The organism is Lichenicoccus roseus (assembly GCF_005844085.1).
GTDB classification, from domain to species: domain Bacteria; phylum Pseudomonadota; class Alphaproteobacteria; order Acetobacterales; family Acetobacteraceae; genus Lichenicoccus; species Lichenicoccus roseus.
Genome location: NZ_VCDI01000003.1, coordinates 307716 through 334279, shown reverse-complemented (window position 1 = coordinate 334279; position 26564 = coordinate 307716). Strand labels below are relative to the sequence as shown.

Sequence of the window (26564 nt, the reverse complement as noted above, 5' to 3'; positions counted from 1 at the left end):
CCTGCGCCAACCGTCGGAAGCGCCTGCGCCGGGTTGATGAAACTCATCGTTTGCGTTCCGGCGCTATCCAGGGTCAAGGACCCACCTGTTATCGCCGCGCCGTTGTAACTGCTCGAGGTAACATAGAGGTTCCTATCACCGACGCCGGGCGTATAGAGGTCGTTCAGGAAATCTACCGCAACGGTATGCTTGCCTGCTCCGAACGTGCCGTCGATATTCAGCAACTGCGTCTGGCCCGCTGCGTGGCTGGCGGTCACGGTCATCGTGCCGCCGACCTGCGTGCCGTCAACGCTGACGGTGAACTGCGCGTCACCCTGGAATGCGTCCTCCGACAGGTTAAGAGCCACGACATTGGGACCTGCGCCAACGGTGGAGAGGCCTGCAGGGAGTGACACCGCGGCTGGTTCGACCTCGACGATGAGGGGATGGTCAGTCACCGAAAGCACAACCGAAGAGACCTTGAAGCTGTCCGAGACTGTGTTGCCGGTCAGCGGATCCACGACCTTCACTTCCGACTGTATCCCTGCGAACTGAACAATGGTTGCACGCGGTGTCGCGGCGATAGGTGTACTCGTCTTTGCGTTCCAGATCTCAGGTTCCGCCCAAACTACTAGATCGAAGGCCCCGTTGGACTTCTCCATTAACAAGGTGTCGCCGGATGCAGGAAGGCCACTGATGGTGTATGCGAGGGCACCGGGCGTGAAAGTAGAGGCGGCAGAGCCGGTGTCGCTAAGCGTTGCCATCAGGTTGTGGATCGCGGTCGCCACCTCTTTCGGAGTGCCGTCGGCATTGAACAGGCCGAAATGGTCCTCGTTGTTAGTGTCCTTGGGATCGACCTGCTCATCCAACAACTCGTACAGGAAGGTCGCCTGGACGCCATCCTTGGTGGCGTCCATTAGCAGGTCAAGGTCATAGCGTGCTTGCACATCCACGGAGACGGAGCCAGAGATCATCGGGGCCGAGGTATAGTTGGTCTCGGTGATGACAGTCGGGTCGGAGGGTGTCGATGTAGTGGCTAGGCCAAGCGCATATTGTAACGTGGATGCCGGTGGCAGGCCGTTCTGATAGTAGACATGCATGTTGCCATCGGTGGCTGCAGCTGAGAGATTGCCCAACCCAGCATAGCCGGACGCGCCAACGCCGCCAAGCGTGAGACTGTAGACAGCATCTTTTGCTAGATCGGGAGTGGCCTCAACGGCCGCATATAGTGCGGACTGATAAGCTGCCGCGGCTCCGAGCGTGCTACTGCCGTTCCAGCTGAAGTCTGACGTCAAGTTGACCTCATTTGGACCCTCGACCGCCATAACGGCACTCGCGATTGGCGCGATCGCGGCCAGCTGACTCGTTAACAGACTGCTCGACGAGGTCGACGGCATCAGCACATCGAACTTAGCTCCGGACGCTGCCAGCGCTTCCATCTCGGGAAGTGTTTGGGCGGTCGGCACTCCGACGCGAAGATTGGTAATCCCCAGATAGGCAAGCGAGCGGGCGACGAGGGCCTCATTGCCGCCGGTCCCGCCGATCAATCCATAGGAGGTATTCCAGTAGTCAAGATGGACGTCGACTCCAAGGCTGGACTTGAAGGCAGCAGCCCTTATAGCTGGAGTAGCTGAAGCACTCAGCGTGAACGTGTTGGTTTGATCGTAGTAATAAGCTTTTTTGTCGCCGAGTTGGGAGACGTTGTCGTAGGAAAACCCGTCAAGATACAAATTCTGCTGTTGCGCAGGTGTTCCTGTGTAGGGATCGTTGAGATACGAGACGGCGACCACCGGTCTGGTTCCGAAGTTCCCGGTGAAGGTGAATGCCTGGACATCGTCTTGCGCGTTGATCGCGGCGACATCAAGAACGCCGCCTACGTTTACGCCGTTGACGTTGACCTCTGCCTCAGGATTACCTTGCCAGGCGTCTCCGGAAAGGTAAATCGTCAGCGTGTCGGTCATGTGGAAGCTCTCTATGACGGTATACTAACCTTTCACGTCGTTGCGATATAGCATATATAATTATTTAAGATTTTTAAGTCAATTTAAGGACGGCTCTATCCAAGTCAGCCATGGCCGGAATATCGGTCGTCTGTCGTCATGATCAATCGCAGTAGCACGCCGCCCTCCTGACATGAAATACCTGCGGTGGAACTCAAGCAGAACCTCTCGTATGAGGTCGTTATAGTTACGATATGAATTGCCGATAGGGAGGGTGAACTCAAGATGTTACCATGTCGGAAAGACTACTATCTCAACCACCTGCCGGAGCGCGGATAGATAGTAGGTGGACCCACAGTCCCAAACTATTGGAGTGCTGCGCGTTATGATGCCCGATGCATCAGCACCGCGACTACCTGATCTCTTAACGGCACACTGACAGACGCGGTATTAGGTGCCACCTCGTGACGGTCGAGATGCCAAGCGAGGTCGTAGTCGAACCAAGCTACCGGACGCCACGCCTCTTGTGGAGTGACGTCGATCTGACCTGGGGGGACAGCGATCGACCGGGGCGGTGAGACAACGGTGTCCGCGCTTGCGACCTCGTGCCAAATCAACAGGATCGACTCATTCATCGAACGCTGAACGATCAGACTGTGAACGTAGCGTGGTCGATCAAGACCGGCGGGCATGTGTGCGAGAAGGGTGACTTTAGGCTTTACGGCAACTTCATTATCATGTCCCGCATCTTTGATCGGTTTGACCAATGCGAGGAGACCCTGCAACGCGATGAAAGCTGGCTTGCGTGTGAGGTCGTTGCGCATAAGGCCGAAATGAGCTTCCATGTCTCCACCCTTGGTATCCGGCCGCACGTCCACAAGTTCGTATAGATAAGTTCGACGAATTCCCAGGCGGCAATATTCGGCCACCAGTCTCGGGATGTACTTTGCCTGCACTTCCTCGGTGACGCCGTTCCGCCACGTGGGGTAACCGGTCTCGGTGGCATCCATCGGCCGGGGCTGGAATGGTGGTGAATAGGCCTCAAACGCATACGGATATTCATCAAGGTTTCCCGATGGCGGATTCCCCGTCCAGTAATAGCGGGCAACACTGTCATACGAGAACGGCAGACTGAAGGAGTTGCCGCCGAATGGGTAGGGGTGGAAGTTGCCGAAATCGACGGCATCCGCCAGGCCGCCGCCGAAATAAGGGTTGCTGTTCAGCGGTGCGGGAGGATAGGTGCGACCAAGGCTGGGGCCGATTACGTGCACGGCTCTAAGCTCGGGACGGGACCGGATCGCTGCGTAGAGGTCGCGCTGGTAGGCCAATGTGCCGGCTGGGAAACTCTCTCCATGATATTTGTATTTGTGCATCGGCCAGAAAAGGTCGGCCTCGTTCGGACCCTCGACTGCATCGATGACAAAGGATTTAGCGTTAGCAGCGGTCACCGTATGCGCGATCTGCTCTGGCGTTCCAACCTCTGGCCCTGCGACCAGCATAGCCGTGACGCCGAAGCGAGCCAAACTTGCCGAGGTCTTCGGGTCATAACCCCTGAGGTGGCGGATGCCGAGTGCCTTGACAGCATCTGTGACCGCAAGGGTATCTCGCCCGTAAACCGTATCCTTATACTCCCAGTGGACGCTTACTCCGATGCTGTCCCGGAAGGCGACGGCATTCACCACGGGACCGGTTGCAACCTTGACAGTGTGGCCATTGAGCGCTGGAGCTCTCATTGGTTGCAAAACGAGCCAGAGCAAAAGGAACGAACCGAATAGAAACCTAAAGTTGATGGCCAAAGGGCTCCTCACGACGTAGATATTGAATGGGCCGTAGCTGTAGATGAAGATCCTGAGTGATCGAAAGCTTTCGGTATGCAATCTTGAGGGACATATCTTGGACGCAGCCCGAGAGCGCTTGCATAACGTTGTGCAAGCGCTTTTTCAGACAAGTGGGCCTCCCAAAATCTTAGACTTTCGCGCTCTATGTTATGAAGCTGATCAGGATCATCCAGAAGTCGCTGCATTATCTCAGGAAGTCGAGACCAGTCGTCGATCTGGATGATTGGACTGCCGATATAGAAGGGGTGCCGAGGCAGCTTATCTGAGATGACTACACAGCCTAGCCTCAGGCCGTCAGCTAGACGCCAAGTCTCATGAGTCGTGCCACGTGGCGCGACGCAGACTTTTGTCTGGGAAAGTATTTCTGAATATACTTTTCCAGCATCCAGCAGACTCTCTTGAAAACCTTCCGTTAAACTAATGTAGACAGCATTTAATGGTAAGATAAGTCTTAATTTCTCAAGCGCGGCGATCATTGCTTGGCGGCAATAGACTTTGGGTGTTCCTACGAGGCTCCGGAACCAATTGCGGCTCGACTTCTGTGGGATGCTTCCGAGGAATGACGTCGCATATATTCGCTTCTGCATCGGTACAGGCTGTATTGATGAAGGTATTCCATAACCGATTGGTACCAGATGACACTTGTTGCGAACGGAATTTGAGAATGCCCACCGCCATCCATTCGGCAGCCAGAGCGCCAAGTTCCGAACAAACTCCGCCATTTCGATCTGCGCGAGCCTAAGCGGCCGAAATCGTGGGACATAGGTCGGAAACAATCCGTGGCACTTAATGACCGCTGCTACCTTATTTGCATATCCTGGAATGCGGCAGTGTTCGTCGCCATAAATGAGCGCGATTACGTTCTTTCCTACAACTGGAAGAGGGGTATTAGAACTCCAGGCGAAGCAGACAATATAGCCATCAAAGCAAAAGGCCTTTTCGAGTAGACGAAATCCACGTATAAAATACGCTATTTCTGCGTCGGCGACTGGACGATCTTCCTGGAGATCAAACTTGACCGGAGGCCGGTTTCGGGTGCAGACGAAATACTCGTTCGTCATCTTTAAAGCCCTGATGTTGTTTAGACTTATGGAATCAGATGCGAATCTCAGCGCCGCAGTCCCGCGACTTGTCGATAGACCGCCTCCAAGTCATCGCCGACCCGCGCCCAAGTGAAGTTGCTTTCGACATATTTCCGATTCTCTGCACCCATTCGAGCCTGCCGCTCATCCGAACGGAGCACCGTCAGCAATGCTTCCGCCAGTGCTCGGGCATCGCCTGGCGGCACGCAGATGCTGCCCTCTTCGCAGACCATGTGGGGTAATCCACCGGCGCGGGTAACGACCACCGGCCGTCCACACGCCATCGCCTCCAGCACCGTGGTGGCATAGGGCTCGCCGAAGGACGGTAGGCAGTAGACGCTGCACTCGCGCAGCAGCGCAGGTGCCTCATGACGCTTTATCGGCTTGCGGATCTCGATCCTGTCCACGCACCCGGACCTCTCGACATGGGCTCGCAGTTCCTCAAGATGATCGCCCCGTCCTACCATCAGCAGGCGAGCCTCGGGCATCTCGCGCACCAGTAGGCAGAAAGCATCCACCAGTATGAACACGCCCTTGCGTTGGTCCAAGTGAGAATAGAACAAGATCGTTGGCGGACGATCGCCGGCCGACACCCCTGTGCCGGTTCCAGGATGGAAGAGGGTTGTGTCGATACCGTGTCGCACGACGTGACTTTTACGTCGGGACATGCCGGGCAAGGGTATCCGGTTGGTCGCCGCAGGCGTCGTGATCAGCAACGCCGACGCCGTCGATTGATGCATCAGATTGATGAGCCAGCGCCCGATCGAGGTCACCCGGGTTCTCAATGCCGCGTGTCCGTATTCGTAGGACTCGCCGCGCGGCCACCGCGCGACATAGGTGCCGAGGACGATCGGCAGACCACACCCCGCTAGTCCGAGAGACAAGCCGGCAAAGACCGGATTCATTTGATGCACTAAGTCGATCTGCTCGTCGCGGCGGAGGCGACGAAGCAGACGGCGGATGGCGAGCATGTAATGTAATCTGTCCAGAAGCTCGCTGCGGAAGCGCCGGGGGATGGGATGCATCACTGCATTTGCAGGCAGGGGCGCCTGCAACGCCGTGCCACGGGTGGCGATATGCAATCTGTAATCACGCCGCAACAGCTCGCGGATGAAACCGTAGGCCACCAGCCCGTCCCCGTTCGGCAGATGGTCGGTGAGCAAGTCGGATGGATGCGCAATGAACACCACCGGGCGTTCGAGTGCTTTGGCCGGCTGTCCAAGGCGCGTCTTCTGCACCACGGATCGCTGCACGGCCTCTCGATAGTACTGGTCTATCGAGGCGACCGCATCCACGATCTCGAAGCCGTGAGCAGCGATCTCCGCCGCGACCCCAGGATGCCTGCTATCTATCCTGGGTGGCAACGACAGGAGCGCCCTTGCCCATCGTTCGGCGCCAACTTCAAGCGGAAGATGCGTCGCACGACCTCGCACGACCGAGGCCTCACTCGGTACGCGGTCGGAGAGCAAGCAAGCAAGGCCAGCAGCCTGTGCCTCCACGGCAACCAGACCAAGGCCCTCATACAGCGACGGCAAGACGAAGCCATCCATTGCACTGACCATGTACTGCGGCACGGTGCGGCAGTCGGTGATAAAAGTCACATGGGAATCAAGGCCGCGCTCACGCACTCTTTCAACGCAGTTGTCGCGCAGAGTACCATTTCCTATCAGCAGGAAATGTATGTCTGGCTCTAGTCGACACGCCGCGGCGATCACTTCAATCAAAAATTCGTGGTTCTTCTGGATCTCGAAGCGACCGACATGGCCGATTACGCGGCACCGAGCCGGGATCTTCAGCTCGTTGCGGAGTGAGGGATCTGGTGCAATCGAGAAGGATCTCAGGTCGACCCCGCAGTAAAGCACACGCCAGCGAGGATCGGTCCGCCAGTCTTTTCCAAACATGGACACGGCTGCCAGCTCGCTAACTGCCAAGCCACCGGTCGAAAGCAATCGGATCGCTAGATGTCCGATCTTCGCATAAGCTCGGTAGATTAGCCTGGCGTGGTGTAGCACAGGTTGGATGTCGGTATGGCTGTGAGCAATTCTGACCCGAATGGAGGCAGTACTGGCAAGCAACATGACGAAACCATGAAATTGGGTGCCATGCGTGTGCAGAATCTCAAAAGGTCCATCCGCCTTGACGAGTTTTCGAAACTGCTTTGCAAAACGTACGGGGTTGATATGTCCCGGCAGCGCATGCACGCGAACCCCGGCGGCCAGGAACTCTGCGGTAAACGCCTCCTGCTCTCGTGTCCAGACCATCACATGATGCTCAAAGCGCTCCGGGTCGAGCCGCTTGATCAGCTGGAACAGCCAATTCTCGATGCCGCCTCGGGAAAGGTGGCCAACACTATGAAGTATTCGAATGCGTCTTGGGTGCGTGGGTATGACCGTGCCCGATCGCACGGAACCAGGATCTAGCTCGACGTTCATGACGAAACAAGGCGCCGGAAGCGGCGCCGCAGCTGCGATTTCGTCAGGTGCACGAGTTCATCCTCGACAAGGCAGGTGGCACAGACACAAGCGGCATAGAGCAGATAGATGGCCGAGACGATACCGAACGTCTGCAGGATCAAGACAGCTCTCGGCGGGCGGACGACGTCGGCTGATAAGTCACCCGTCAACAGGCCGTTCGTCAGGAAGCGGGTGATAAACAGGCTCGCAGCCACGCAGATCATTGTTGCGAGCGCGATGTCAAATAGCCACCGGAGGGAGAAGCGCAACCGCCCCGTCCGCACAAGGCGATACAGGCAGGCGACGCTGACCGTGAAATTGGCGATACCGGTCGCCAATGCGGCGCCAGTGACACCAAGCGGTGGCAGCAGGATGAAGCAGCCGGCAATGTTTAGCAGCGCGGTCCCGACCATAAGCAGCATGACGATTCTCTCGTCACCAGTCATATGCAATGCGTTGACGGTGGGACCGACGAAGGTCGCGACAATCTGTCCGGCGACCAGCACCAGCAGCGGCAGTGCAGCGGCCGCATAGGCCGGCCCAAACAGCAGATGCACCCAGAAGGCACTGGTGCAAGCAAGTACAACCAAGCCCGGGACCGAGATATGCAACAGCAGACGAGTCGCGGCAAAGAATTCGGTGGTCACATCCGGCGGCGAAGCGGACGGATGATGCTTGGGCACCCGTGCCTCGAAGACTGTCGTCACCGCCGACCGCAACACGACCATGATCATCGCGAATTGCGACGCCACTTGGTAGGTGGCGAGTGTCCGTGGGTCGGCAACAACACCGATCACTACGCGGTCGGCCCAGAGGTTCAGTACGCTCGTACTGTGAATGAGCATGGTTACGATGCCAAAGTGCATCAACTGTCTTGTCGTAGGTGTCTGCCACTCAGTTGCGTGAGCCTGCCACAACAAGGCGATGCATGGCACTAGGATCAGTCCCAGGGACATATTGTAGGCGTTCGCTGCCGCAACCGCAGTCGGATGTATCTCAAACATCAACACGGTGATGACGAGATAAGCCAGACCGGATGTAGCTCCGATCAAGGCGGAAGCAAGCATCCGGCCAGAGCTTCGAAGAGAGCCCGTCAACACAGCAGTCAGGCCAAGCAGCGGCACGGAGGGAGCGAAAGCACGTATGATTGGAGACGAAGCCGGCTCGCCGAAGATGTGTGCAGCTATCTGTCCGGAGCCGATTGTCAATCCAGCTGCGCCAGCCAGCCCCACAATCAACACGATAATCGTCGGCCGCGATAGGATCGAGGCGCGGCCGCCTATGCAGTATCTCAGTACCGCCTGAGGCATGCCAACAGGCGTCAGGGTTCCGGTCAACCCGGCCACGGTCCAGCCGATCGCATAGAGGCCGAAACCCTCTGGGCCTAGAACCCTGGCAAGAACCACTTGCAAGGCCAGATAGCTGCCCCTTCCGACCAGCGTACTCAGAAACTGTGCCACCACCTCAACGAGGTTGCTAGGACGCTTCGGTAGCGCACCAGCAGTCGCTGTCTCGAGGCGGCTCAGTTGAGCCGCCGGTAGTAGCTGCGGTTCCTCTCGAAGTAATACCCGGAGTCGGACGGGACGACGCCGCTCTGGCGATCGAGCCGGGCAAAAGTCACTACAAGCCCGGCAAGCTTACCGTCCGCCCGCTCGATCTGCGCAGCGACGTTCGCCAGCAGGCTGCGTGGAGTACGGTTCACTCGGGCCAACAGTAGGGTGGCATCCACGATCGGCGCCAGCACGATGCTCTCCGCCATGGCAGACAGAGGAGGCGTATCGAAGATGATGAACTCGTAGTCGGCCTTCCAGGCCTCAACAATCCGCCGCAACTCCCGTTCGTTGTTGAAGGCGGTCGGGGGAGCCCAGTCCACCGCGAACAGCGGCAACTTGCTGTCGAGCGAGCTGGTGCTGGATGGCAGGCCGTCGTTGGACTGCTTGCTGCGCTGGATGTCAGTGCGAACGATCAGCGTGCGAATACCGCTGCCCGCGGAGAATCGACCGATCTCCAGGCAGAAACGTGACTTGCCGTCGCTCGGTAGCGGCGACGTCACGAGTATGCTGGTGCTGGCATTAGGCCGTCCGTAACCGCGTATCAAAGCTGCACAGATCGAGCGCAACTCCTCGTGGAAGAAGTTGTAGTGCGGATCGAGGTCGCGCAGCAGACCCGCCGGATGGTTCTGCTCTAGGTAGGGCATAACTCCAAGACAGCGTATACCGGTCAGCCCGATCGCATCCGACGTGTCGCGTATGACATCCTGCCTGTTTGTCCGCCACGCCAACGTTCCCGCGGCCAGGCCGCCGGCAATCAGAAAACCAAACATCGTCATCAGGCCTCGGCGCGGAACACTCGGCAGCGTTGGAACCGCAGCCGATGACAGCACCGACGCATCCGCATGAACCAAGCTGTCGACACCGTCGAACGAGCGAAGCTTGCTGAGTAGGGAGAGATAGATGCCTCGCTCGGTTTCAACCTGACCGTTCAACCGATTGAGCTGAGCACGAGCGCCTTCCCCATGCACAACTTCCAACTTAGCCCTCTCGAGAGCGGACGACAGACTTGCAGACGTGGTGCTGGCGATGGCGGCCTCGTTCTGCGCACCCTGTACGAGGTGTTGGACCTCAGCTCTCAGGGCAGCACCCAGTTCTTCGCTGCGAGCGCGCAGCAATCGTAATTCCGGATGATTAGGCCCTAGGTTCGCACTGGCAGACATCAGTTGACCGCGCGCCTGCGTATAGCTTGCCTGCATGTTGCTGAGCGTCGTGCTATTGGACAGCGCCATGATGCCTTCAAGCTGATTTGCCTGCTGCAACCGGCTGATCTCGTCGGCACGGGCACGTGTCCGAACAACATTCGCTTGCGCGGCCGCAAGATCGACAGTCAGTTGTGCTAGACTTTCGTCCACGGCGGAATGCCCGTTGGCATCAACCAGCGTTCCGCTAGCATTGAAGTCCTCTACCGCCTGTTCCGAGGCGACCAGCCTCGAATGAGAAGCAGCGACCGCAGACTGAAGCCAGCCAGAGGCTTCGCTGATGCCCCCGGCGCGGCGATCGCGCAACCAGTCGAGGTAGGCAGCTGCGTGGGCATTCGCCAAGCGCGCGGCTAATTCCGGGTCCGCCGCCTGCATGTCGATCCGCAGGATGTAAGTATCTTCATCCTGGCGAACGCTGAGATGATCCAAATAGTCGGAGACGAGCCTCGGCATGCCGTCCCGCGGCCGGGCCGGAGGCGAAAATAAGTGATTAAGGCTCGTCGCACGCGCAATCAGGCCGATCACCCGTGCACGTAGTCCCTGATGAGGCTTGAACATCGGATTATCAGCCAGTCGCAGCCGGTTGATGACGGACATGGCGATCGTGCTGCTGCGCAATACCTCCATTTGGCTGTGTACCATGGTGGTGCGCTGCATCGCATCCATACTGCCGATGTCGGCCGCATTGCCAAGCCTACCCGAGTTGGTGCGATCAAAGAGGATCACGCTCTCAGCCTCGTAGATTGGCGTGATGGTCAAGGTGAAGCCGTAGGCGAGACCGGCGCCGATCAAAGCGACGAGCAGGATCAACCATGCCTTCCTGCGCCAGACCTCGAGGATCTCCGCCCAGCTCAACTCCGAAGGCTGAACCGAATGTCCCATCTGAACACGACTAGCTGAAGTCACGACCGGCCCTCCAACTCTTGAACAAGATCATGCCCCCGATCAGGACCATGCACGAGCTTGGAAGCTAGCCGCCTGATATCACGAACCATACGATCCGCGGTGTAGTGAGTCTCCGCGTGTCGACGTGCTTCCACCACTTGACGTTGGGTCGTCGATACCTCCGGAGCGTTGTTGTCAAGCAACCTCGACAGAGCGGCAGCCAAGGCCGCGACGTCGCCGGGGGGAACCAGGGTTCCGAAACGGCCGCTATCAAGTATGTCGAGTGCGGCGCCGGTATTTGAGGCAAGCACTGGTGTTCTAGCGAACATGGCCTCCACGAGGGTCAAACCAAATGGCTCCGGCTCAATCGAGGGATGGACTACTACATCCACGGCGCGCATCAGCAACGCCACGTCATCGCGATGTCCCAGAAAATGAACACGACCAAGTAGACCAAGCCGCTCTACTTGCTGTCGAAGACCGGCAACATAATCTCTCTCGCCGAATAGAGCCTCTCCAACGATGATGCAAGCAGCGCCAGGAAGAAGCGCAAGGGCTTCCAGCGCGACGTGCTGCCCCTTCCAAGGCGACAGGCGGCTGAACACCCCGAACAGCGTGCCATCCGGTAGACCCATTTGACGGCGCAACAACGCGCGACTGTTAGGGCCGGTCTCATGTGTTGACACTTTAACACCATTTGCGACGATCTTGACCAGGTCGGCACGGCCACCGACCGCAACGAAAGCCTCCGCCACCGCGCGAGAAGGGGCAACTACTTGCGATGCCCGCCAATTCGCCAACCGGATCACGAGACGAAGCTGATAATGGCCAAAATGAGCTTCATCCAGAATGTCGTGCAGATGCCACAAGAGGGGGCGTTGTTGCAAGGTAGTCGCGATTGCTCCAAGCACGAAGCTCTTCTGGCTGTTGCAGTATATAAGATCATAACGTGCGGCCTTACGCCGGATCTCTCCAAGCAAGGCTACGATCCCTCCTGTCACCGGCAACGCATTGAGTATCCCGCGATCGCGTCGGACCGCTTGCAGATCGAGTTGCCGCCGGGGAAGCTCAACGTGGACCCCAAGGTCACGAAGCCGTTGTCGTAGTGGTCCGTCCTTAAAAAGAAACACGCTTGAATCGAAGCCATTGACTACGTTCAGCAGGCAAACTTCCGCACCCCCAATTTGCCCGGTATGGGTCAGGAACATAGTTTTGACCCCAGGGGCCGCAACCGCTGGTAGTGGCGATGGGATTGTAACAGTGTCGCCGTCTGAAACTTCGATCAGCTTAATCATCGCCTGTCAATGCCACTAAGCACTCTTTGGCCTGCTCCTGACCGTTGCCTGCAAGGCATCTTGGTGCTCCAACTCGCTGTAGGCGCCACGCCACTGTACGGCATGCACCACCTCGCTCTCGATCGGGCCGGCGAATTGACGGCGGAACGCTTCAAAGCGATCAAGCACGAACGACCGGAAGTTATCTTCGAAGATTCGCTCGGCAAATCTGGCGGCGTTTGCATGGCACGCTTGACGATCGAACGAATGCTCGCTGGCGATGAAACGCTGGATCGCCGATGCCACCGCCTCTCCAGTCGGTTCGTCGAAGAACAGCCCGGTTGGGGCATCCCCGCCCGTGCGTATCGTCTCCCGGGTGCCGCCGCGCCCAAGCGCGATCACGGGGGTCCCTTCACCCTGAGCCTCAACCGGCGTGATCCCGAAATCCTCCTCCGCCGCGAACACGAACGCCCGCGCTCTGCTCATCATGGACCGAAGTTCCCCGTCAGGGACGAACCCAACAAAGGTCACGTTGGGGCCGGCGATAGCCTTCAGGGCCGCGGCCTCGGGTCCGGAGCCAGCAACGACCAGCCTTTCCTCCGGAAGAAGCCGGAACGCCTCGACGATGCAACGCACATTCTTATAAGGCACCAATCGAGATGCGGTCATGAAGTTACGACCGACCGGGACCCGGTGGTAAGTCTCAGGAACACGTACCGGCGGATAGATGACCTTGGCGTGCCTCCCGTATATCTTACGGACGCGCCTTGCGATGAAGTGCGAGTTCGCGACGTAGTCATTCGGGCCGTGCGATGTCCGGACATCCCATAACCTGATGCGATGCAGGAGGAGGCGTGTCACCATACTCTTAAGGCCACTTTTAAGCCCGGATTCGTTGAGATACTGATGCTGCAAGTCCCAGGCATATCGCATTGGTGAATGCACGTAAGCCACGTGAAGTTGATCCGGACCTGTAATGACGCCCTTGGCAACCGCATAGCTGCTAGAGATTATCATATCGTAACCGGAAAGGTCGAGTTGTTCAATCGCGATCGGCATGATCGGCAGAAACCGCCTGTGGTTCCTACGCATCCCAGGTAGGCGTTGCAAAAACGAGACTCTACTCGTCTTGAAGCCAATCTTCTCGCGATCTTCCTGCGATAGAAAGTCAAATAGGCAGAAGACATCTGCCTGCGGGAAGCAACGAAGCATCGCCGCGAGGACTTTCTCCGCGCCGCCGAGCGTGTATAGCCAGTCGTGGACAATCGCGATCCGCATGATCTATCCGTTCCTTTCGCAGTTGTTGATCTCCGACCTGCTGCTTGCCTGCCTCAGATGGGAAACGCGCAGCCCCACCTTCCACGTGTTAGAACAAGCGAATCTTCGCCCACTCGGTCGATAAGCCAGGAACGTTGTTTAAGTGCAATGTTACGATCTTGCTCTAGACCGGTGCAGAAGCGCACCTTGTTATTGTTGTCTAGCCACATGGTTCAACTTTGTCATACTATAAATGAGAATTAACTTCAAATTAACGGGTGTCTCTAGTCAGGCTTGTTGTTGGTTGATGTGCAAGGCAGGGTTGTGCATAAGCGAATTCGGTAGAGCCGGCGTTCGACCAAGTGCCAACTGGATGAAGTTCAATGCCCCGTGTCGGGGCGGAACGTTTTATTTGTATAAACGAAAAATTTGTGGGGCTGTTATCAACGATGCAAAAAGCTGGACTGACCGGTTCATTGAGATCATGAGAAAGTTTTGCGGGTGCTTTTGAAGCTAGTGCGGAGGTCCGGGCTGTTGCTCGGGCCAGGAAGCTCCCTGTCGCTTGCGGTGCTCGCGGTGCTCGTTGCTATCACTTCTGTCGGCGGCGGTTCGCTGGCCAAGCTGATGTGGCCACTAGCTTTCACGTTGATGGCGCTTTTCTGGTGTAGTCGTTCCCCATCCGACTACATTCAAGCGCTGTTATGGTCTCTAATCTTATCGCCCGCATTTCGGCATTACGTTGATTGGCGAACGTCTTTTTCCCAGACAAACCCAATCATGCTCGCACCATACTGCGTGATCTTTGCATCCTCTGGTCCGGTCCTGCTACATCTAATCAATGGACGGCGCTACGCTCCCGAGATGCTGTTACTAATCCTGACGGTTACCGCGGGCGTCGGGATTTCGCTGGATACTGGCTCGATCAAAGACCCCATGATGGCCGCTATGCGTTGGCTGGCGCCCGTCTGGTGTGCGCTCTACATATTTGCGCAGGCGAAGCATCTTTCTAGTATGCGAGAAAATGTTAGGAGTGTCTTCGCGCTTGCGGTTCCAGTAGTTGCGCTGTACGGCATCGAGCAGTTTGTTTCCATCTTGCCCTGGGATGCTTACTTTATGAAGGAGGCGCCGATCCAGAGCATAGGCTTTCCCGAGCCATTTTTGGTTCGTGTCTTTGCAACGATGAACTCACCAGGCAGCCTGGCGGCGATGCTCTGTTCTGGTCTTCTGCTGATGCTGCCCAGGGTTCGCATCCTAATCTGGGTGATTTCGCTCATCGCACTAATTTTTACGACGCAACGGGCAGCTTTGGCGGCCTTCCTGGTCGCGCTCCTAGCACTAGCCGTTGTTGGACGTGACAAGTTGCTAAGACGAAACTTAGTTAAACTCGCGGCCTGTCTTGCCGTTTCTGTAATATTAGTGCTCTCAATACCAGCAGCCAGCAAAAAGTTAATGGGTTCGGTGGGATCTGTAACCCACCTACAGGACGACAATAGTGCACAGGAACGCTGGACACAATATTTGTCGGCTGCCTCAATGCTCGATGAGTACAAGTTTGGACGCGGTATCGGATGGTCAACCAATACGATCTATATTAGCGTTGGTAACCATACGGCGATAGATAGTGGATTGCTCGATATTTACGTCAGCTTGGGTGTGATCGGAGGTTCAATTTTCCTCTTCATCCTCTTTGCGTTGCTGATGCAGGGATGGCGTGTTGCGCGTTCGAGTGGTGATCCCTCAGCCTTCGCAGAACTCGCTACGGCGCTGTTTGGCATCGCGCAGTTGCCGTTTGGTGACCAGCACACAGCTGAACATGGCGTCTTTCTCTACCTCGCATTAGGACTTCTTCTTGCACGCCCGATGGCTTCAAATAACGAGGCAACAACACGACCGCAAACTAGTGTTCCGTGGCCTGACCAGTCCAACTAGATTAGCCGTCGCAGAGACCTCAGGTAGTCTCACTATGCCGCTCATTGTAAGCAGATGTAGCTGGAAAATGACAGTTAGTATTTGAGTAGCGGCATGATGTGAGTGATGACGCACATGCCCCTCTAGTATTTCATCGATAACGGCCAATCAAACCTTTACGTCGTGAAGATCAACACTGGCGTGGCGGAAGGGGTGGGATTCGAACCCACGGTACGCTCACACGCACGGCGGTTTTCAAGACCGCTGCCTTAAACCACTCGGCCACCCATCCGGTCCCCCCACATAACGCCCCACCCCCCTCCCCGGCAACGCCTCGCGCAAGGCGCCCGGACGCCAGGGGGCTTGGCGAGCGGATCGATTCTTGCAACCGTAGGGGTTGGTCTCACAGCAGGTGGACGGAATGCTCTCCTCGCGCCTGATCCCCGGCCCGCGCCGGACCCGGCCCCCGACACGACGGTCCACGAGGCCACGCGCCGCATGAGCAGCGAGGCCCCCACCGGCGGCCTGCTCGAAGGCTACGACTGCACCGCCTTCTGCGAGCTGATGAACGGCCTCGAGCCGGACAACCCCGACCTCGCCCTGATCCGCGAGCGGCTGTCGCGCATGGATCTCGCCGAACTCGGCCGGCGCGCCGCCACCGCCGAGGCCGAGCTCTACAACCTCGGCATCACCTTCACGGTCTATTCCGACCGCAACGCCATCGACCGCATCCTGCCGTTCGACCTGATCCCGCGCGTGCTGACCGCGCGCGAGTGGGACATCATCGAGCGCGGCGTGGTGCAGCGGGTCACCGCCATCAACGCCTTCCTGTGGGACATCTACCACGACCAGAAGATCCTGGCCGACGGCATCCTCCCGCGCGCCCTGGTGGTCGGCAACAGCAACTTCCGCCCCGAGATGATGGGCCTCGACGTGCCGCTCGGCGTCTATGTCCACGTCAACGGCACCGACATCGTGCGCGACGGCGAAGGCCGCTTCCTGGTGCTGGAGGACAACGCCCGCACCCCATCGGGCGTCTCCTACGTTATCGAGAACCGGCACATGACGCTGCGCGTGCTGCCCGACCTCGCCAGCGGCTTCCGGCTGCGCGGGGTCGAGGATTACGGCGTGCGTCTGCGCCAGGCGCTGGTCGATGCGTCCCCCGCCGGCGTGCTCGACCCGCAGGTCGTGCTGCTGTCGCCCGGCATCTACAACTCGGCCTATTTCGAGCACGTCTTCCTGGCCCGCGAGATGGGCGTCCCGCTGGTCGAGGGCCGCGACCTGATCGTCGAGAACCGCCGGGTCTACATGCGCACCATCGCCGGGCTGCGGCCGGTGCACGCGATCTACCGCCGCCTGAACGACGACTTCCTCGACCCCGACGTGTTCCGGCCGGACAGCCAGCTCGGCGTGCGCGGCCTGATCGACGCCTGGCGCGCCGGCAACGTCGCCATCGCCAATGCGGTCGGCACCGGGGTCGCCGACGACAAGGCGATCTACGCCTACATGCCGCGCATCATCCGCTACTACCTCGACCAGGACCCGATCCTGCACAACGTCGACACCCGCATCTGCGCCGAGCCGGACGGGCTACAATACACCCTCGACCACCTCGCCGAGCTGGTGGTGAAGCCGGTCGGCGAGAGCGGCGGCTACGGGCTGATCATCGGGCCGCACGCCTCGAAGTCGGAGCTTGCGGAGTTCCGTGCCAAGCTGCTCGCCGACCCCGCCAACTACATCAGCCAGCCGGTGATCAGCCTGTCCACCTGCCCGACCCTGTGCGAGACCGCCATCGAGCCGCGCCATGTCGACCTGCGGCCGTTCGCGGTCACCGGCCGCTCGACCTGGGTGCTGCCCGGTGGCCTGTCGCGGGTGGCGCTGCGACGCAACTCGCTGGTGGTGAACTCGTCGCAGGGAGGTGGCTCCAAGGACACCTGGGTGCTGGCTTGAGCGCGCCCAACGGCAGCGGCGGCCTCGCCAACGGCAGCAACGGCGGCGGCAGCGGTCGCTATCCCGACGAGATGGAGCCGATCCGCTCGTCCGACCTGCTGTCGCGCTACGCCGAGAGCACGGTTTGGCTGGCCCGCTACATGGAGCGTATCGAGAACCTCGCGCGCGTGCTCGACGTGACGGAGACTTTCGTGCGCACCGGGACCGGGCGCGACGGCTGGGCGTCGGTGGTGCAGATCAACGCCGACGACGAGCCGTTCCGCGCCCGCCACGCGGTGGCCGACGCCGCCAGCGTGACCGAGTTCTATGTGCTCGACACCGGGCACGGCAACTCGATCGCCTCCATCGTCAACATGGCGCGGGAGAACGCGCGCACGCTGCGTCCGCTGATCTCGACCGAGATGTGGACGCATATCAACGTGTTCCACAACTGGATCCGCCGCCTCGGCCCCAACGACGTACGGCCCTCGCACCTGTCGGCCCTTTGCGCCCGGGTGAAGCAGGAATGCCAGACCCACTACGGCATCACCGAGGGGACGTTCTACCGGGACCAGGGGTGGTACTTCTACATGATCGGCAAGTATCTGGAGCGCGCCGACCAGATCACCCGCCTGGTCGACATCAAGTACCACACGCTGCTGCCCGAGGAGGCCGGCATCGGCTCCGAGGTGGATGTCAGCCAGTGGAGCGCCGTGCTGCGCGCCGCCGCCGGCTATCATGCGTTCCGGCGCACCATGCCGCGCGTGCTGCGGCCTAAGGATGTCGCCGGGTTCCTGCTGCTGAACAACGCGTTCCCGCGCTCGCTGGCGCTCACGCTGCGGCAGGTCTACTGGGCGGTGGGACAGCTCCGCACCGACTACGGCCTGCGTCGCAGCGGCATGATCCTGGAACGGCTGGACGAGTTGCGTGCCTCGCTGCTCGACCAGACCATCGAGCAGATCATCGTGCGCGGCCTGCACGAATTCCTCGACTGGGTGCAGCTGGAGTTGCGGCAGATCCAGGAGGGGATTGCCAGCGCCTTCTGGCCGCCGCCGCCGGAGCTTGTCCTGCCCGAGCAGGCAGTCGATGGTGGCGCGAGCACATTGGCGCAGTCGCAGGGCGGCATGAGCCAGACGATGGGCAGCATGACGCAGACGCTGGGAGGGATGACCCAGTCGCTCGGAGGTCCCAGGTCAAGCGGTAATACACAAGATCAATCTTGAACCGGCGAAACGTTGAGGTTCCGTCCCGCGGGCACCGGGCCCGCGGGACGGAGAGACACCTCAGCTCGGCGGGTTGGCGGACTGGGCGGCCTTCTTGTTGGCCATGTGATGACCAACCGCGCAGCCTACGCCGGCGCCGACCAGGCCGTGATGGCCGGCCATGTGTCCGCCGACACCGCCGACCGCGGCGCCCTTCAGGCAGCCCTTGGCGTCCGCGGGCTGGGACGCGACGGCGGCCAGCATGAGCATTGCCGAGCCGGCGGAAAGCAGAATGGTCTTCATGATACGGAGCTCCTTGTTTTCAGCCCCCGGGGCAGATCCACGCGATCAAGCCTCGGGAGCCGGGCGGGCCGGAATGGCCGGGTGTCGCCCTAGTGCCGGTAGAACGCTACAGATGGCAACAGTTCCCGATCTTGCGATCAACCGGCGCTGGATGCGGGCTGCGTCGCGCGCCGGTGCCAGATGGCTCTTGCGGTCTGATCGGCGTGCTCCGGGTCGGGGGCGCGATCCGGCTGGGCGGTCGCCAGCAGGGCCATCGCGATCGTGCCCACCACGGTGTTGCGCGCCGTCGACAGTAGCGGGTCGGCCTCGTCGCGGTCATGCCAGACACGGAGCATCGTCGCCGCGCTGTCGGCCGACGGATCGCCACGCGGTCCCGTAGGCTGCAGCGCCGGCAGCAGAAGCTCGCGCGGCGGCGCACCGGCGAACTGCAGATGCACCGCGATGTCCTTGCCCGGCGAACGCTCCGCCTCGCCGCCACCGCCCTTCAGCACCAGCAGCGCCGGACGTTCGAGCAGGGCAGCCACGCCGAGATGCAGCGCGATGTAGGGGGGGTGGAATACGCCGTCGACCGAGGCGGCGGCGTCCGCCGGGTCGAGCAGCCTGGCCACCGTGTTGACCGGCGACCGCAACCCGAACAGCCGGCGCATGGCGAGGAAGTCGCCGACCCGCGGCGCCATCGCGGCGACCGGCCAGTAGGCGAAGCGGTCGCGCTGCAGGCACCCTGCGACGCACCCGGCGTCCCGGCAGGCCGCAAGTCCGAGCGACGGCAGCACGCTGTCGACGCTGAGGCCGCCGGAGAACTCGTTGGAGCCGTGCATCAGCACGCGCATCCCGGATTGCGCCAGCGCCAGCGCCGAAAGCAGGAACCAGGGCGCCCCGCGCGTTCGACCGGCGCCGTAGCTGGGCCAGTCGAGATCGACCACCGGGAAGCCGGCCGCAACACCCGCACGGCCCAGCCCGGCCTCGTCCCGCGCCGCCTCGATCAGGCCGGTGATCTCCGCCAGATCCTCGCCGCGATAGCGCAGCAGCATCAGGAACGCGCCGACCTGCGCCGGGTCCGCATCGCCACGCAGCGCCATGCCGAACGCCTCGCGCGCCTCCTCCCGGGTCAGCGCCCGCGAACGCCCTGGACCGCGTCCCAGGGTCGCCACGAACCCGGCGAAGCGATCTTGCAGCCCGTCCCGGTCGATCGTCTTTTTCACTGTCTGATCCATGGATGGGCTCCTGTCGGCGCCGGCCTGCGCAAGCTGCGCGCGGCCTGCGGGAGTGCTGGCTTTTGCGGCGGCTTTCCCCGATTATCGTCCAAACCGCGCCAAAGTCGCCCCGTGAACGCTCTCGTCCCCCCGCGCCCGCGCATCGCTCTCGAGATCGTCCACGATTTCGTTTGCCCGTGGTGCTATCTCGGCGTGCGCCGCCTGATGCGGGCGCTGTCCGAGCGCACGGCCTGCGGCTACGACATCACCTGGCGGCCGTTCCTGCTCAACCCCGACATGCCGCGTTCCGGGATGTCACGCTTCGACTACGTCGTGCGCAAGTTCGGCGGCGAGGAGCGGGCCCGACGTCTCTATGCCGCCGTCACCCATCTCGGTGCCGCCGAGGGCGTGGAGTTCCGCTTCGACCGCATCCTGCATGTGCCATCCAGCGTCGATGCGCACCGCCTGGTCGGCTACGGACAACCGCACGGGCTGGCGACCGAGCTGGTGGAGGCGCTGTTCGTCGCGCACTTCACCGAGGGCCGCGACATCGGCGACATCGGCACCCTTGCCGCGATCGCCGCAGAGACCGGCCTCGAGGGGCTCGAGGCCCTTGATTTCCTGCGCTCGCGCGAGGGCGCCGACGTGGTGCACGGCGAGAACCTCCGCGCGCACCGGCTCGGCATCAGCGGCGTGCCCTGCTTCGTGATCGGCGACCGCATGGCGGTGTCCGGCGCGCAGGAGCCGGAAGTGTTCCACCGGCTGCTCGATATCGCCGCGGTGGAGGCGTTCGACTACGTGCGCGGCTGAGCCGCCCCGGGTTCGTTCGCCGCTTCCGAGGCGCCGTAGCGACGCGCCATCACCGCGCAGACGAACAGCTGCAGCTGGTGGAAGATCATCAGCGGCAGCACCACCATGCCCACCGTCGCCGGCGGGAACAGCACGCCGGCCATCGGCACCCCCGACGCCAGCGTCTTCTTCGAGCCGCAGAACACGATGGCGATCTCGTCCTCGCGGGCAAAGCCGAGCAGGCGGGCGCCATAGCGGGTGATCAGCAGGATGGCGGCCAACAGCACGGCGTCGATCAGCAGCACCAGCGCCAGCATCGACGGCGGCAGCTTGTGCCAGAGCCCCTGCACCACCGCCTCGCTGAAGGCCGTGTAGACCACGATCAGGATCGAGCCGCGATCGGTGAAGCCGAGCAGGCGCTTGTTGCGCAGCGCCCAGCCGCCGATCCACGGCTGCAGCAGCTGGCCGAGCACGAACGGCAGCAGCAGCTGCAGCACGATGTCAAGCACCGCATGCACCGAGATCCCGCCGCCGCTGCGGCTGAGCAGCAGCCCGACCAGCACCGGCGTGATGGCGATGCCGAGCAGGTTGGAGGCGGTGGCGGCGCATACCGCCGCCGGCACATTGCCGCGTCCGATCGAGGTAAAGGCGATCGAGGACTGCACGGTGGACGGCAGCGCGCACACGAACAGCACGCCGAGCCACAGCGTGGGGCTGAGCAGGTGTGGAAAGAGCGCGTGCAGCGCCAGGCCCATCAGCGGGAACACCGCGAAGGTGCAGGCAAGGATGGCGAGATGCAGCCGCCAGTGCCCGAGGCCAGCGAGCATCGCCTGCCGCGACAGCCGCGCGCCCTGCAGGAAGAACATCACCGCGATCACCAGCACGGTCAGGGTCGAGAATACCGGCACCGCAGCGCCCCGGCAGGGCAACAGGCTGGCCAGGAGCAGGGTCGCGATCAGGGCCAGCAGGAATGGATCAAGCTTCGGCATACCGGCTTCCGCGCAATGAGGGTCGTCACGGCACGCGCCGATTGCAAGCCGACCCGGGCTGCGCCACCCTAGGGTCGGATGCCGAGCAAGACCATCACCCACCTGACCGCCCGATCCCTCCTGGCCGGGGCGGCCTGTCTGGGCTGGCAGCCGGCGGTGGCCGCCACCACCACCTCGCTGGGCCTGCCCGGCGGCTGCGGCACCGCCAGCGCGGTCGGCGTGCACCGGATCGAGGCCGTGTCCGGCAGGTCTGCGGCGTTCGAGGCCGGCGCCCTGCACATCCAGCTGCCGCCCGTGCATGCCGGCCGGGACAAGGAGACCGATCCCTCGCCCTCCTTCGCCGCAGCTTCGCTGCATGTCGACAGCCGCGGCGTCCAGACCACCCCCGAGGCGCTCGAGCGCGCCTCCACCGCCGCCGGCGCCGCGCTGCTGATCGCCCTCACCGGCACCGGCCGCAGCGGCTGCCCGGCCGACGTGCTGCAGGCGGCGGCCTATCCGGTCGTGGACGGCCTGCTGCGCGGCGGTGGTTACGTCGGCAGCTGGCAGGGGGTGACGCTGCATGGCGCCGCCGGCCATGTGCTGGCCCGGCGCATGACGCTGAGGCTGGACGGCGCCGGCGGGAGCGGCCCCGACGCCCCGATCCACATCACGCTCAGCCTCGACGGCATCACCGGCAGCCTGACACCGCCGACCCTGCTGCCGGATCATCTGTCGGTCGCCGCCACCCTGCCGGCGTCCAGCGTGCCGACCCTGCTTTCCGCCGCCGGCGGCGCCGCCCCCGATGCGCGCATCCCGGTCACCATCGACGACATCACCGTCACCCGCGGCGACGCCACCCTGCACGGCACCGGCACCGCCAGCGCCGCCGCCACCCCGCAGGACAGCGCCGCCGACATCCTGCTGACCGCGCGCGACTTCGACGCCCTGGTCAACGCGGCGGCGCTGCAGAGCCTGACGCGCGTTCACACCACCTTGTTCCTGTCCCGCCTGATGGCGCGCCAGGACGGCGACCGTCTGCAGTGGCAGGTCAGGTATGGCGACGGCCTGCTGAGCGTGAACAACGTCCCGATCCCGCTGCGCTGATCGGCAGGGGCCGGCGATTGCTGCAGGGCATCGCGTCCGGCCGCCACTTCATGGTCCGAGGCTTCTCTCCACGGCTGCAGCCACTGGTCCTGGCCGTGCCAAGCTATCAGCATCAATCCGGCCGGGAGGCACCGGCAGTGGTAGCGAGGTCGCCGGCAGGTCCGGCAGGTTGGCAATTTGGGGGCGGCGCGACAGCAGCCCGTTGACCCGCTGGAACGCGGCGGGCTCTGCCATCGCCGCGATCGGCGGCGCCATGATCGGCACGGTGGGAAGCACCAGCACCTCGCCCGAGGCAAGCCGCGCGTCGGCCTGCGCGATCAGCTTCGCCCACCGGCGGGTCATGAATATGTAGTCGGCCGCGGTCAGGCTGCGCCCGGCCTCGATGCATGCCCGCGTGCGTGGATCGAGGCCATAGAGGCTTCGTAAGCCGCGCCCGGCGCCCGGCACGTCGAACAAAGCCTTGATCGAGACCAGGCGCCTGTCGAGAGGACCAAGCGCGGCGCGTTGGGCCGCTCGTTCATCCGACGCGCGGGCGGCAGCGCGGGCTGCGTCCGCAGACACCCGGCGGGATCGGCGATCAGGGCGAGCGCCGCTTCGAGGCGGCCACTGCTGCTGGTTTCCGGCATGGCGGCCCCTCCGTCGCGTCCCAGGCGGGCGTGCTCAGGCAGGACCGTAGTAGTGGCTTTCCAGCAGCAGGCAGCCCCGTTGGAGCGGGATCCAGGCGGCACCGCTGGCAGTGGTATGCAGCTCGTCGGCCGGTCCGGAGCGATCCCCCGACCGGTGCCGGAGGGGTAGGCCGGCTCAAACCGAGCCGGCCATGCTCTAGTTCAGCAAGCGGGCCGACACGCCGCCGTGCCGTATCGCGGCCGGGCACGGCTCACGACCGCGCGCCGCGTCCTGGGCGAGTTGGACCGGGTTGGCCACCTGCGCATCGATCGCCTTCGGGCAGGCGCCGGGCGCGAAGTCGGCGGTGCCGAACAACGTGACTTCGCGGGTGACCGCACTTGCCGGCGGCGTCAGCGCAAAGGCGACGCTGAGCGCCTGGCCGGGCAGCACGTTCCTGAACTCGGTGGCGCTCGTCGGCTGCACCTTCCACCCGCCGGGTGCGGCGAGCGAGAGGTCGACGTCGGACAGCGACTGGCTACCGCCGGCGCTGAGCGTCACCACCGCGGTGCCGGCAGCACCGGCGGTAAAGCTGCGCGGCGCCGTGACCGTCACCTGCCGGTGGCCGATGCCGCCCTGCATCGAATAGCTCCCGGTCGCCGTCAGGTCGGACAAGGCCGAGCTGTCGCCGATCCAGACCTTGTACTGGCCGGTGCTCTCGTCCCAGCCGGTGCCGTTCCACCACCATTCGTCGCTCGGGCGGATGGTGAAGGTCAGCCGCCTGGTTTCGCCGGGCGCCAGGGTGACCCGCCTGAAATCGACCAGCTTGCGCGGCGGTTCGCCGGCGGCGGCGGGATAGCCGAGATAGAGCTGCGCCGCATCGCTACCGGCGACGCTCCCGGTATTGGTGACGGTGGCGCTGACCCGTACCGGCGTCACGCCGTCCACGGACGAATTCTCGACCTGCAGGCCGCTGTACCTGAAGGTCGTGTAGGACAGCCCGAAGCCGAACGGGAACAGCGGCGCCACGTTGTTCTGGTCGAACCAGCGATAGCCGACCAGCAGGCCCTCCGAATACGCAACCGTATTGTTCTGGCCCGGGAACTGCGCCGCCGATGCGGTCGGGATCGCGCTCAGGCTGGTCGGGAAAGTGACCGGCAGGTGACCGCCGGGGTTCGCCTTGCCGTACAGCAGGTCGGCGACCGCGGTGCCGTCGGTCTGGCCGGGATACCAGGTGTCGAGCACGGCACCGACATTCCCGAGCCAGGGCATGGTGATCGGCGCGCCGGCCTGCACCACCACGACGGTGTGCGGATTGACGGCGGCCACCGCTTCGATAAGCGCATCCTGCGCCGATGACAGCGACAGGTTCGGGCGGTCGGCGGCCTCGGATTCCGTGTTGTCGGCGACCACCACGATGGCGGTCCCGGCGGCACGCGCGGCGGCGACCGCGGGGGCGACGTAGGACTGGATCGTCGACGGCGTGGCCCAGACCAGTCCGCTGGCCGGTCCGGCGCCCCCGAGCGTCAGGCTGTAGGTCTGCCCGGCAGTGAGCTGGATCGAGGCCGAGTAGACCGAGACCGGCGGCGTGCCCGGATTGTTGATGAGCGTCGTGCCGTTGATGGCAAGCGAGGATACGGTATAACTGCCGGGATTGCTGAAGCCCAAGATGTAGGTGCCGGTTTCCGGCGCGGTCAGCGTCGCGCTGTAGGAACCGCCGTAGTTGGTGGCGGCGTATGGGGTGGAAAGATCGCCGGCCGGTATCGGCGTCAGCTGTGCATCGGTCGGCAGGCCCTGCTGGTAGGTGACGCTGCCAGTGGCTGCAGCCTGTATCCCGCTCAGTGGCGAAACGATCGGCCCGGGAACGACATGGGCACTGCCGCCACCGCTGGTGGTCACCTGCGCCGACGCGGCCGGGCCGATGACGGCGATATTGGCGCCGGGCTTGAGCGGCAGAAGGCTCGCCGTGTCCTTGAGCAGCACGCTGCCCGCTTCGGCGAGCGCGTTGCTGGTGGCGACATGCTGGGGCGACGTCGCGACCGCCGAGGTGGTGACCGGCGGCGGGTCGTTGAAGAAATCATACCGGAACATCTCATACAGGATCGGCTCGACCTGCGAGTTCAGCACGGCGCGGGAGAGCGTGCCGTTGGTGACCGCGGCCTGCAGCGGGGCGCCGAAATAGGTGTTCTCCGGCTGCTCGGAATCGGTGCCGGCGGTGGCGGCGCTGAGATCGTGGATCGCGCCGTAGTCCGACATGACGAGACCCTTGAAGTCTAGCTCGTTGCGCAGCACGCCGGTCAGCAGCGACCGGCTCTGGCAGGCATAGAAACCGTTAATCGACGAGTACGCGCACATCAGCGAGGCGGAGCCTGCATCGTTGATCGCCGCCCTGAAGGCGGGCTGGTAGATCTCGTGCAGCGTGCGGTCGGAGACGATGACGTCGTCCGCCTGCGTGTTGCGGTTGGTCTCCTGGTTGTAGGCGTCGAAATGCTTGACCTGCGCCAGGACACGCTGGCTCTGGATACCCTTGATCACCGCGGCGCCGATGCCGGCGGTGAGCGCCGGATCTTCGGACAGGCTCTCGAAGGTGCGGCCCCAGCGCGGGTCCCGATCGATGTTGACGGTCGGGCCGAGATCGGCGCCGGCGCCTTTCGCAGCCTGCTCCGCTCCGAGCGTCGCGCCATAGAGCAGGGCATCATCCTTGGAAAAACTCGCGGCTACGGCGATGCCGGCAGGAAACTGCGTGACGTTGGTAAGGGTATCCGCCACGCCGGCCGGTCCGTCCTCGTAGCCGATGCCGGGAATGCAAAGCCTGGGATTGGCGGCGGTGAAGAACACATAGGGTACCGCGGGCGGCGTGCTCTCGCTGGTGCCGTTGCCCTGTACCAGCGCGATCTCGTCTGCGACCGTCATGTTCGCGAGCACCATGTCGACGCGGGTCGCAATCGGCAAAGCCGTATTGAGCCATGGGCAGTCTGCGGGATTGCCCACCGGTCCGGCGATCGCTGCGTGCAGCGGCGCAAATCCGATCAGGAGGGCTGGCAGTGCCGCGCCGGCCCACCGGAGGCGCCGTGTATGCCTGGCGGAGATGTTCGTTGTTGCAGG

At 62.3% G+C, this 26564-nt stretch carries 17 protein-coding genes and 1 tRNA gene; 5 read left to right on the top strand and 13 right to left on the bottom strand.

Going from position 1 to position 26564, the window contains the following annotated elements:
* The 7 genes from FE263_RS10830 to FE263_RS10800 all read right to left on the bottom strand — a co-directional run.
* Window positions 1–1940, bottom strand: a 1940-nt coding sequence (locus FE263_RS10830) for a carbohydrate-binding domain-containing protein (RefSeq protein WP_205880335.1), incomplete at its 3' end; no start/stop codon positions are given.
* Between the two features lie 362 nt (window positions 1941–2302).
* A complete protein-coding gene (locus FE263_RS10825) occupies window positions 2303–3715 on the bottom strand; it encodes a hypothetical protein (protein WP_138326004.1) in 1413 nt (470 codons plus the stop codon).
* A 1150-nt stretch (window positions 3716–4865) separates the two neighbouring features.
* Entirely contained in the window at window positions 4866–7271 is a 2406-nt protein-coding gene (locus tag FE263_RS10820; protein ID WP_138326003.1) for a glycosyltransferase, read from the bottom strand.
* Window positions 7268–8755 (bottom strand): lipopolysaccharide biosynthesis protein, encoded by a 1488-nt coding sequence (locus FE263_RS10815; RefSeq protein ID WP_171034043.1) that lies wholly within the window; start codon window positions 8753–8755, stop codon window positions 7268–7270. The genes FE263_RS10820 and FE263_RS10815 overlap by 4 nt, the downstream gene beginning before the upstream one ends.
* A gap of 59 nt (window positions 8756–8814) precedes the next feature.
* Window positions 8815–10926: a GumC family protein gene (locus tag FE263_RS10810; RefSeq protein WP_276611184.1), complete on the bottom strand. Its 2112-nt coding sequence runs from the start codon at window positions 10924–10926 to the stop codon at window positions 8815–8817.
* 20 nt (window positions 10927–10946) lie between these two features.
* On the bottom strand, window positions 10947–12224 hold the full coding sequence (locus tag FE263_RS10805; RefSeq protein ID WP_138326000.1) for a glycosyltransferase: 1278 nt from the start codon (window positions 12222–12224) through the stop codon (window positions 10947–10949).
* Between the two features lie 15 nt (window positions 12225–12239).
* Window positions 12240–13481, bottom strand: a complete 1242-nt coding sequence (locus FE263_RS10800) for a glycosyltransferase (RefSeq protein WP_138325999.1) — start codon at window positions 13479–13481, stop codon at window positions 12240–12242.
* Between the two features lie 555 nt (window positions 13482–14036).
* Here FE263_RS10800 and FE263_RS10795 point away from each other — a divergent pair.
* Window positions 14037–15389: an O-antigen ligase family protein gene (locus tag FE263_RS10795; RefSeq protein ID WP_138325998.1), complete on the top strand. Its 1353-nt coding sequence runs from the start codon at window positions 14037–14039 to the stop codon at window positions 15387–15389.
* A 181-nt stretch (window positions 15390–15570) separates the two neighbouring features.
* Here FE263_RS10795 and FE263_RS10790 read toward each other — a convergent pair.
* Window positions 15571–15660: transfer RNA gene (locus FE263_RS10790), tRNA-Ser, on the bottom strand.
* Between the two features lie 206 nt (window positions 15661–15866).
* Here FE263_RS10790 and FE263_RS10785 point away from each other — a divergent pair.
* Window positions 15867–17318 (top strand): circularly permuted type 2 ATP-grasp protein, encoded by a 1452-nt coding sequence (locus tag FE263_RS10785; protein WP_138325997.1) that lies wholly within the window; start codon window positions 15867–15869, stop codon window positions 17316–17318.
* A 71-nt stretch (window positions 17319–17389) separates the two neighbouring features.
* Window positions 17390–18520: an alpha-E domain-containing protein gene (locus FE263_RS10780; protein WP_138326309.1), complete on the top strand. Its 1131-nt coding sequence runs from the start codon at window positions 17390–17392 to the stop codon at window positions 18518–18520.
* Between the two features lie 60 nt (window positions 18521–18580).
* Here FE263_RS10780 and FE263_RS10775 read toward each other — a convergent pair whose 3' ends face one another.
* Both FE263_RS10775 and FE263_RS10770 read right to left on the bottom strand, forming a co-directional pair.
* Window positions 18581–18802: a hypothetical protein gene (locus FE263_RS10775; protein WP_138325996.1), complete on the bottom strand. Its 222-nt coding sequence runs from the start codon at window positions 18800–18802 to the stop codon at window positions 18581–18583.
* 137 nt (window positions 18803–18939) lie between these two features.
* Window positions 18940–20016, bottom strand: coding sequence for a glycosyl transferase family protein (locus FE263_RS10770; RefSeq protein WP_138325995.1), 1077 nt, complete (start codon window positions 20014–20016; stop codon window positions 18940–18942).
* Window positions 20017–20127: 111 nt separating this feature from the next.
* Between FE263_RS10770 and FE263_RS10765 the strand changes: the two genes are divergently transcribed.
* Window positions 20128–20805 carry a DsbA family oxidoreductase gene (locus FE263_RS10765; protein ID WP_138325994.1) on the top strand — a complete coding sequence of 226 codons (678 nt, stop codon included), beginning with the start codon at window positions 20128–20130 and terminating at the stop codon, window positions 20803–20805.
* Here the strand turns inward: FE263_RS10765 and FE263_RS10760 are convergent.
* Entirely contained in the window at window positions 20790–21773 is a 984-nt protein-coding gene (locus tag FE263_RS10760; RefSeq protein WP_138325993.1) for a bile acid:sodium symporter family protein, read from the bottom strand. The genes FE263_RS10765 and FE263_RS10760 overlap by 16 nt on opposite strands.
* A 78-nt stretch (window positions 21774–21851) precedes the next feature.
* On the opposite strand from FE263_RS10760, the gene FE263_RS10755 reads away from it, so the two are divergent.
* Window positions 21852–22856 (top strand): hypothetical protein, encoded by a 1005-nt coding sequence (locus tag FE263_RS10755; protein ID WP_138325992.1) that lies wholly within the window; start codon window positions 21852–21854, stop codon window positions 22854–22856.
* A 48-nt stretch (window positions 22857–22904) separates the two neighbouring features.
* Here FE263_RS10755 and FE263_RS10750 read toward each other — a convergent pair whose 3' ends face one another.
* The gene (locus FE263_RS10750) at window positions 22905–23417 is read right to left on the bottom strand and encodes an amidase (RefSeq protein ID WP_138325991.1); all 513 of its coding nucleotides are present in this window, start codon (window positions 23415–23417) and stop codon (window positions 22905–22907) included.
* A gap of 261 nt (window positions 23418–23678) precedes the next feature.
* Window positions 23679–26411: a glycoside hydrolase family 3 C-terminal domain-containing protein gene (locus tag FE263_RS10745; RefSeq protein ID WP_171034041.1), complete on the bottom strand. Its 2733-nt coding sequence runs from the start codon at window positions 26409–26411 to the stop codon at window positions 23679–23681.
* Window positions 26412–26564: the final 153 nt, after the last annotated feature.

What these genes read in the sequence shown, in the direction of transcription:
- FE263_RS10820 (WP_138326003.1), bottom strand. Translation starts at nt 7,271, where the DNA reads ATGAACGTCGAGCTAGATCCTGGTTCCGTGCGATCGGGCACGGTCATA.
- FE263_RS10810 (WP_276611184.1), bottom strand. Translation starts at nt 10,926, where the DNA reads ATGGGACATTCGGTTCAGCCTTCGGAGTTGAGCTGGGCGGAGATCCTC.
- FE263_RS10805 (WP_138326000.1), bottom strand. Translation starts at nt 12,224, where the DNA reads ATGATTAAGCTGATCGAAGTTTCAGACGGCGACACTGTTACAATCCCA.
- FE263_RS10800 (WP_138325999.1), bottom strand. Translation starts at nt 13,481, where the DNA reads ATGCGGATCGCGATTGTCCACGACTGGCTATACACGCTCGGCGGCGCG.
- FE263_RS10785 (WP_138325997.1), top strand. Translation starts at nt 15,867, where the DNA reads ATGAGCAGCGAGGCCCCCACCGGCGGCCTGCTCGAAGGCTACGACTGC.
- FE263_RS10780 (WP_138326309.1), top strand. Translation starts at nt 17,390, where the DNA reads ATGGAGCCGATCCGCTCGTCCGACCTGCTGTCGCGCTACGCCGAGAGC.
- FE263_RS10775 (WP_138325996.1), bottom strand. Translation starts at nt 18,802, where the DNA reads ATGAAGACCATTCTGCTTTCCGCCGGCTCGGCAATGCTCATGCTGGCC.
- FE263_RS10770 (WP_138325995.1), bottom strand. Translation starts at nt 20,016, where the DNA reads ATGGATCAGACAGTGAAAAAGACGATCGACCGGGACGGGCTGCAAGAT.
- FE263_RS10760 (WP_138325993.1), bottom strand. Translation starts at nt 21,773, where the DNA reads ATGCCGAAGCTTGATCCATTCCTGCTGGCCCTGATCGCGACCCTGCTC.
- FE263_RS10755 (WP_138325992.1), top strand. Translation starts at nt 21,852, where the DNA reads ATGCCGAGCAAGACCATCACCCACCTGACCGCCCGATCCCTCCTGGCC.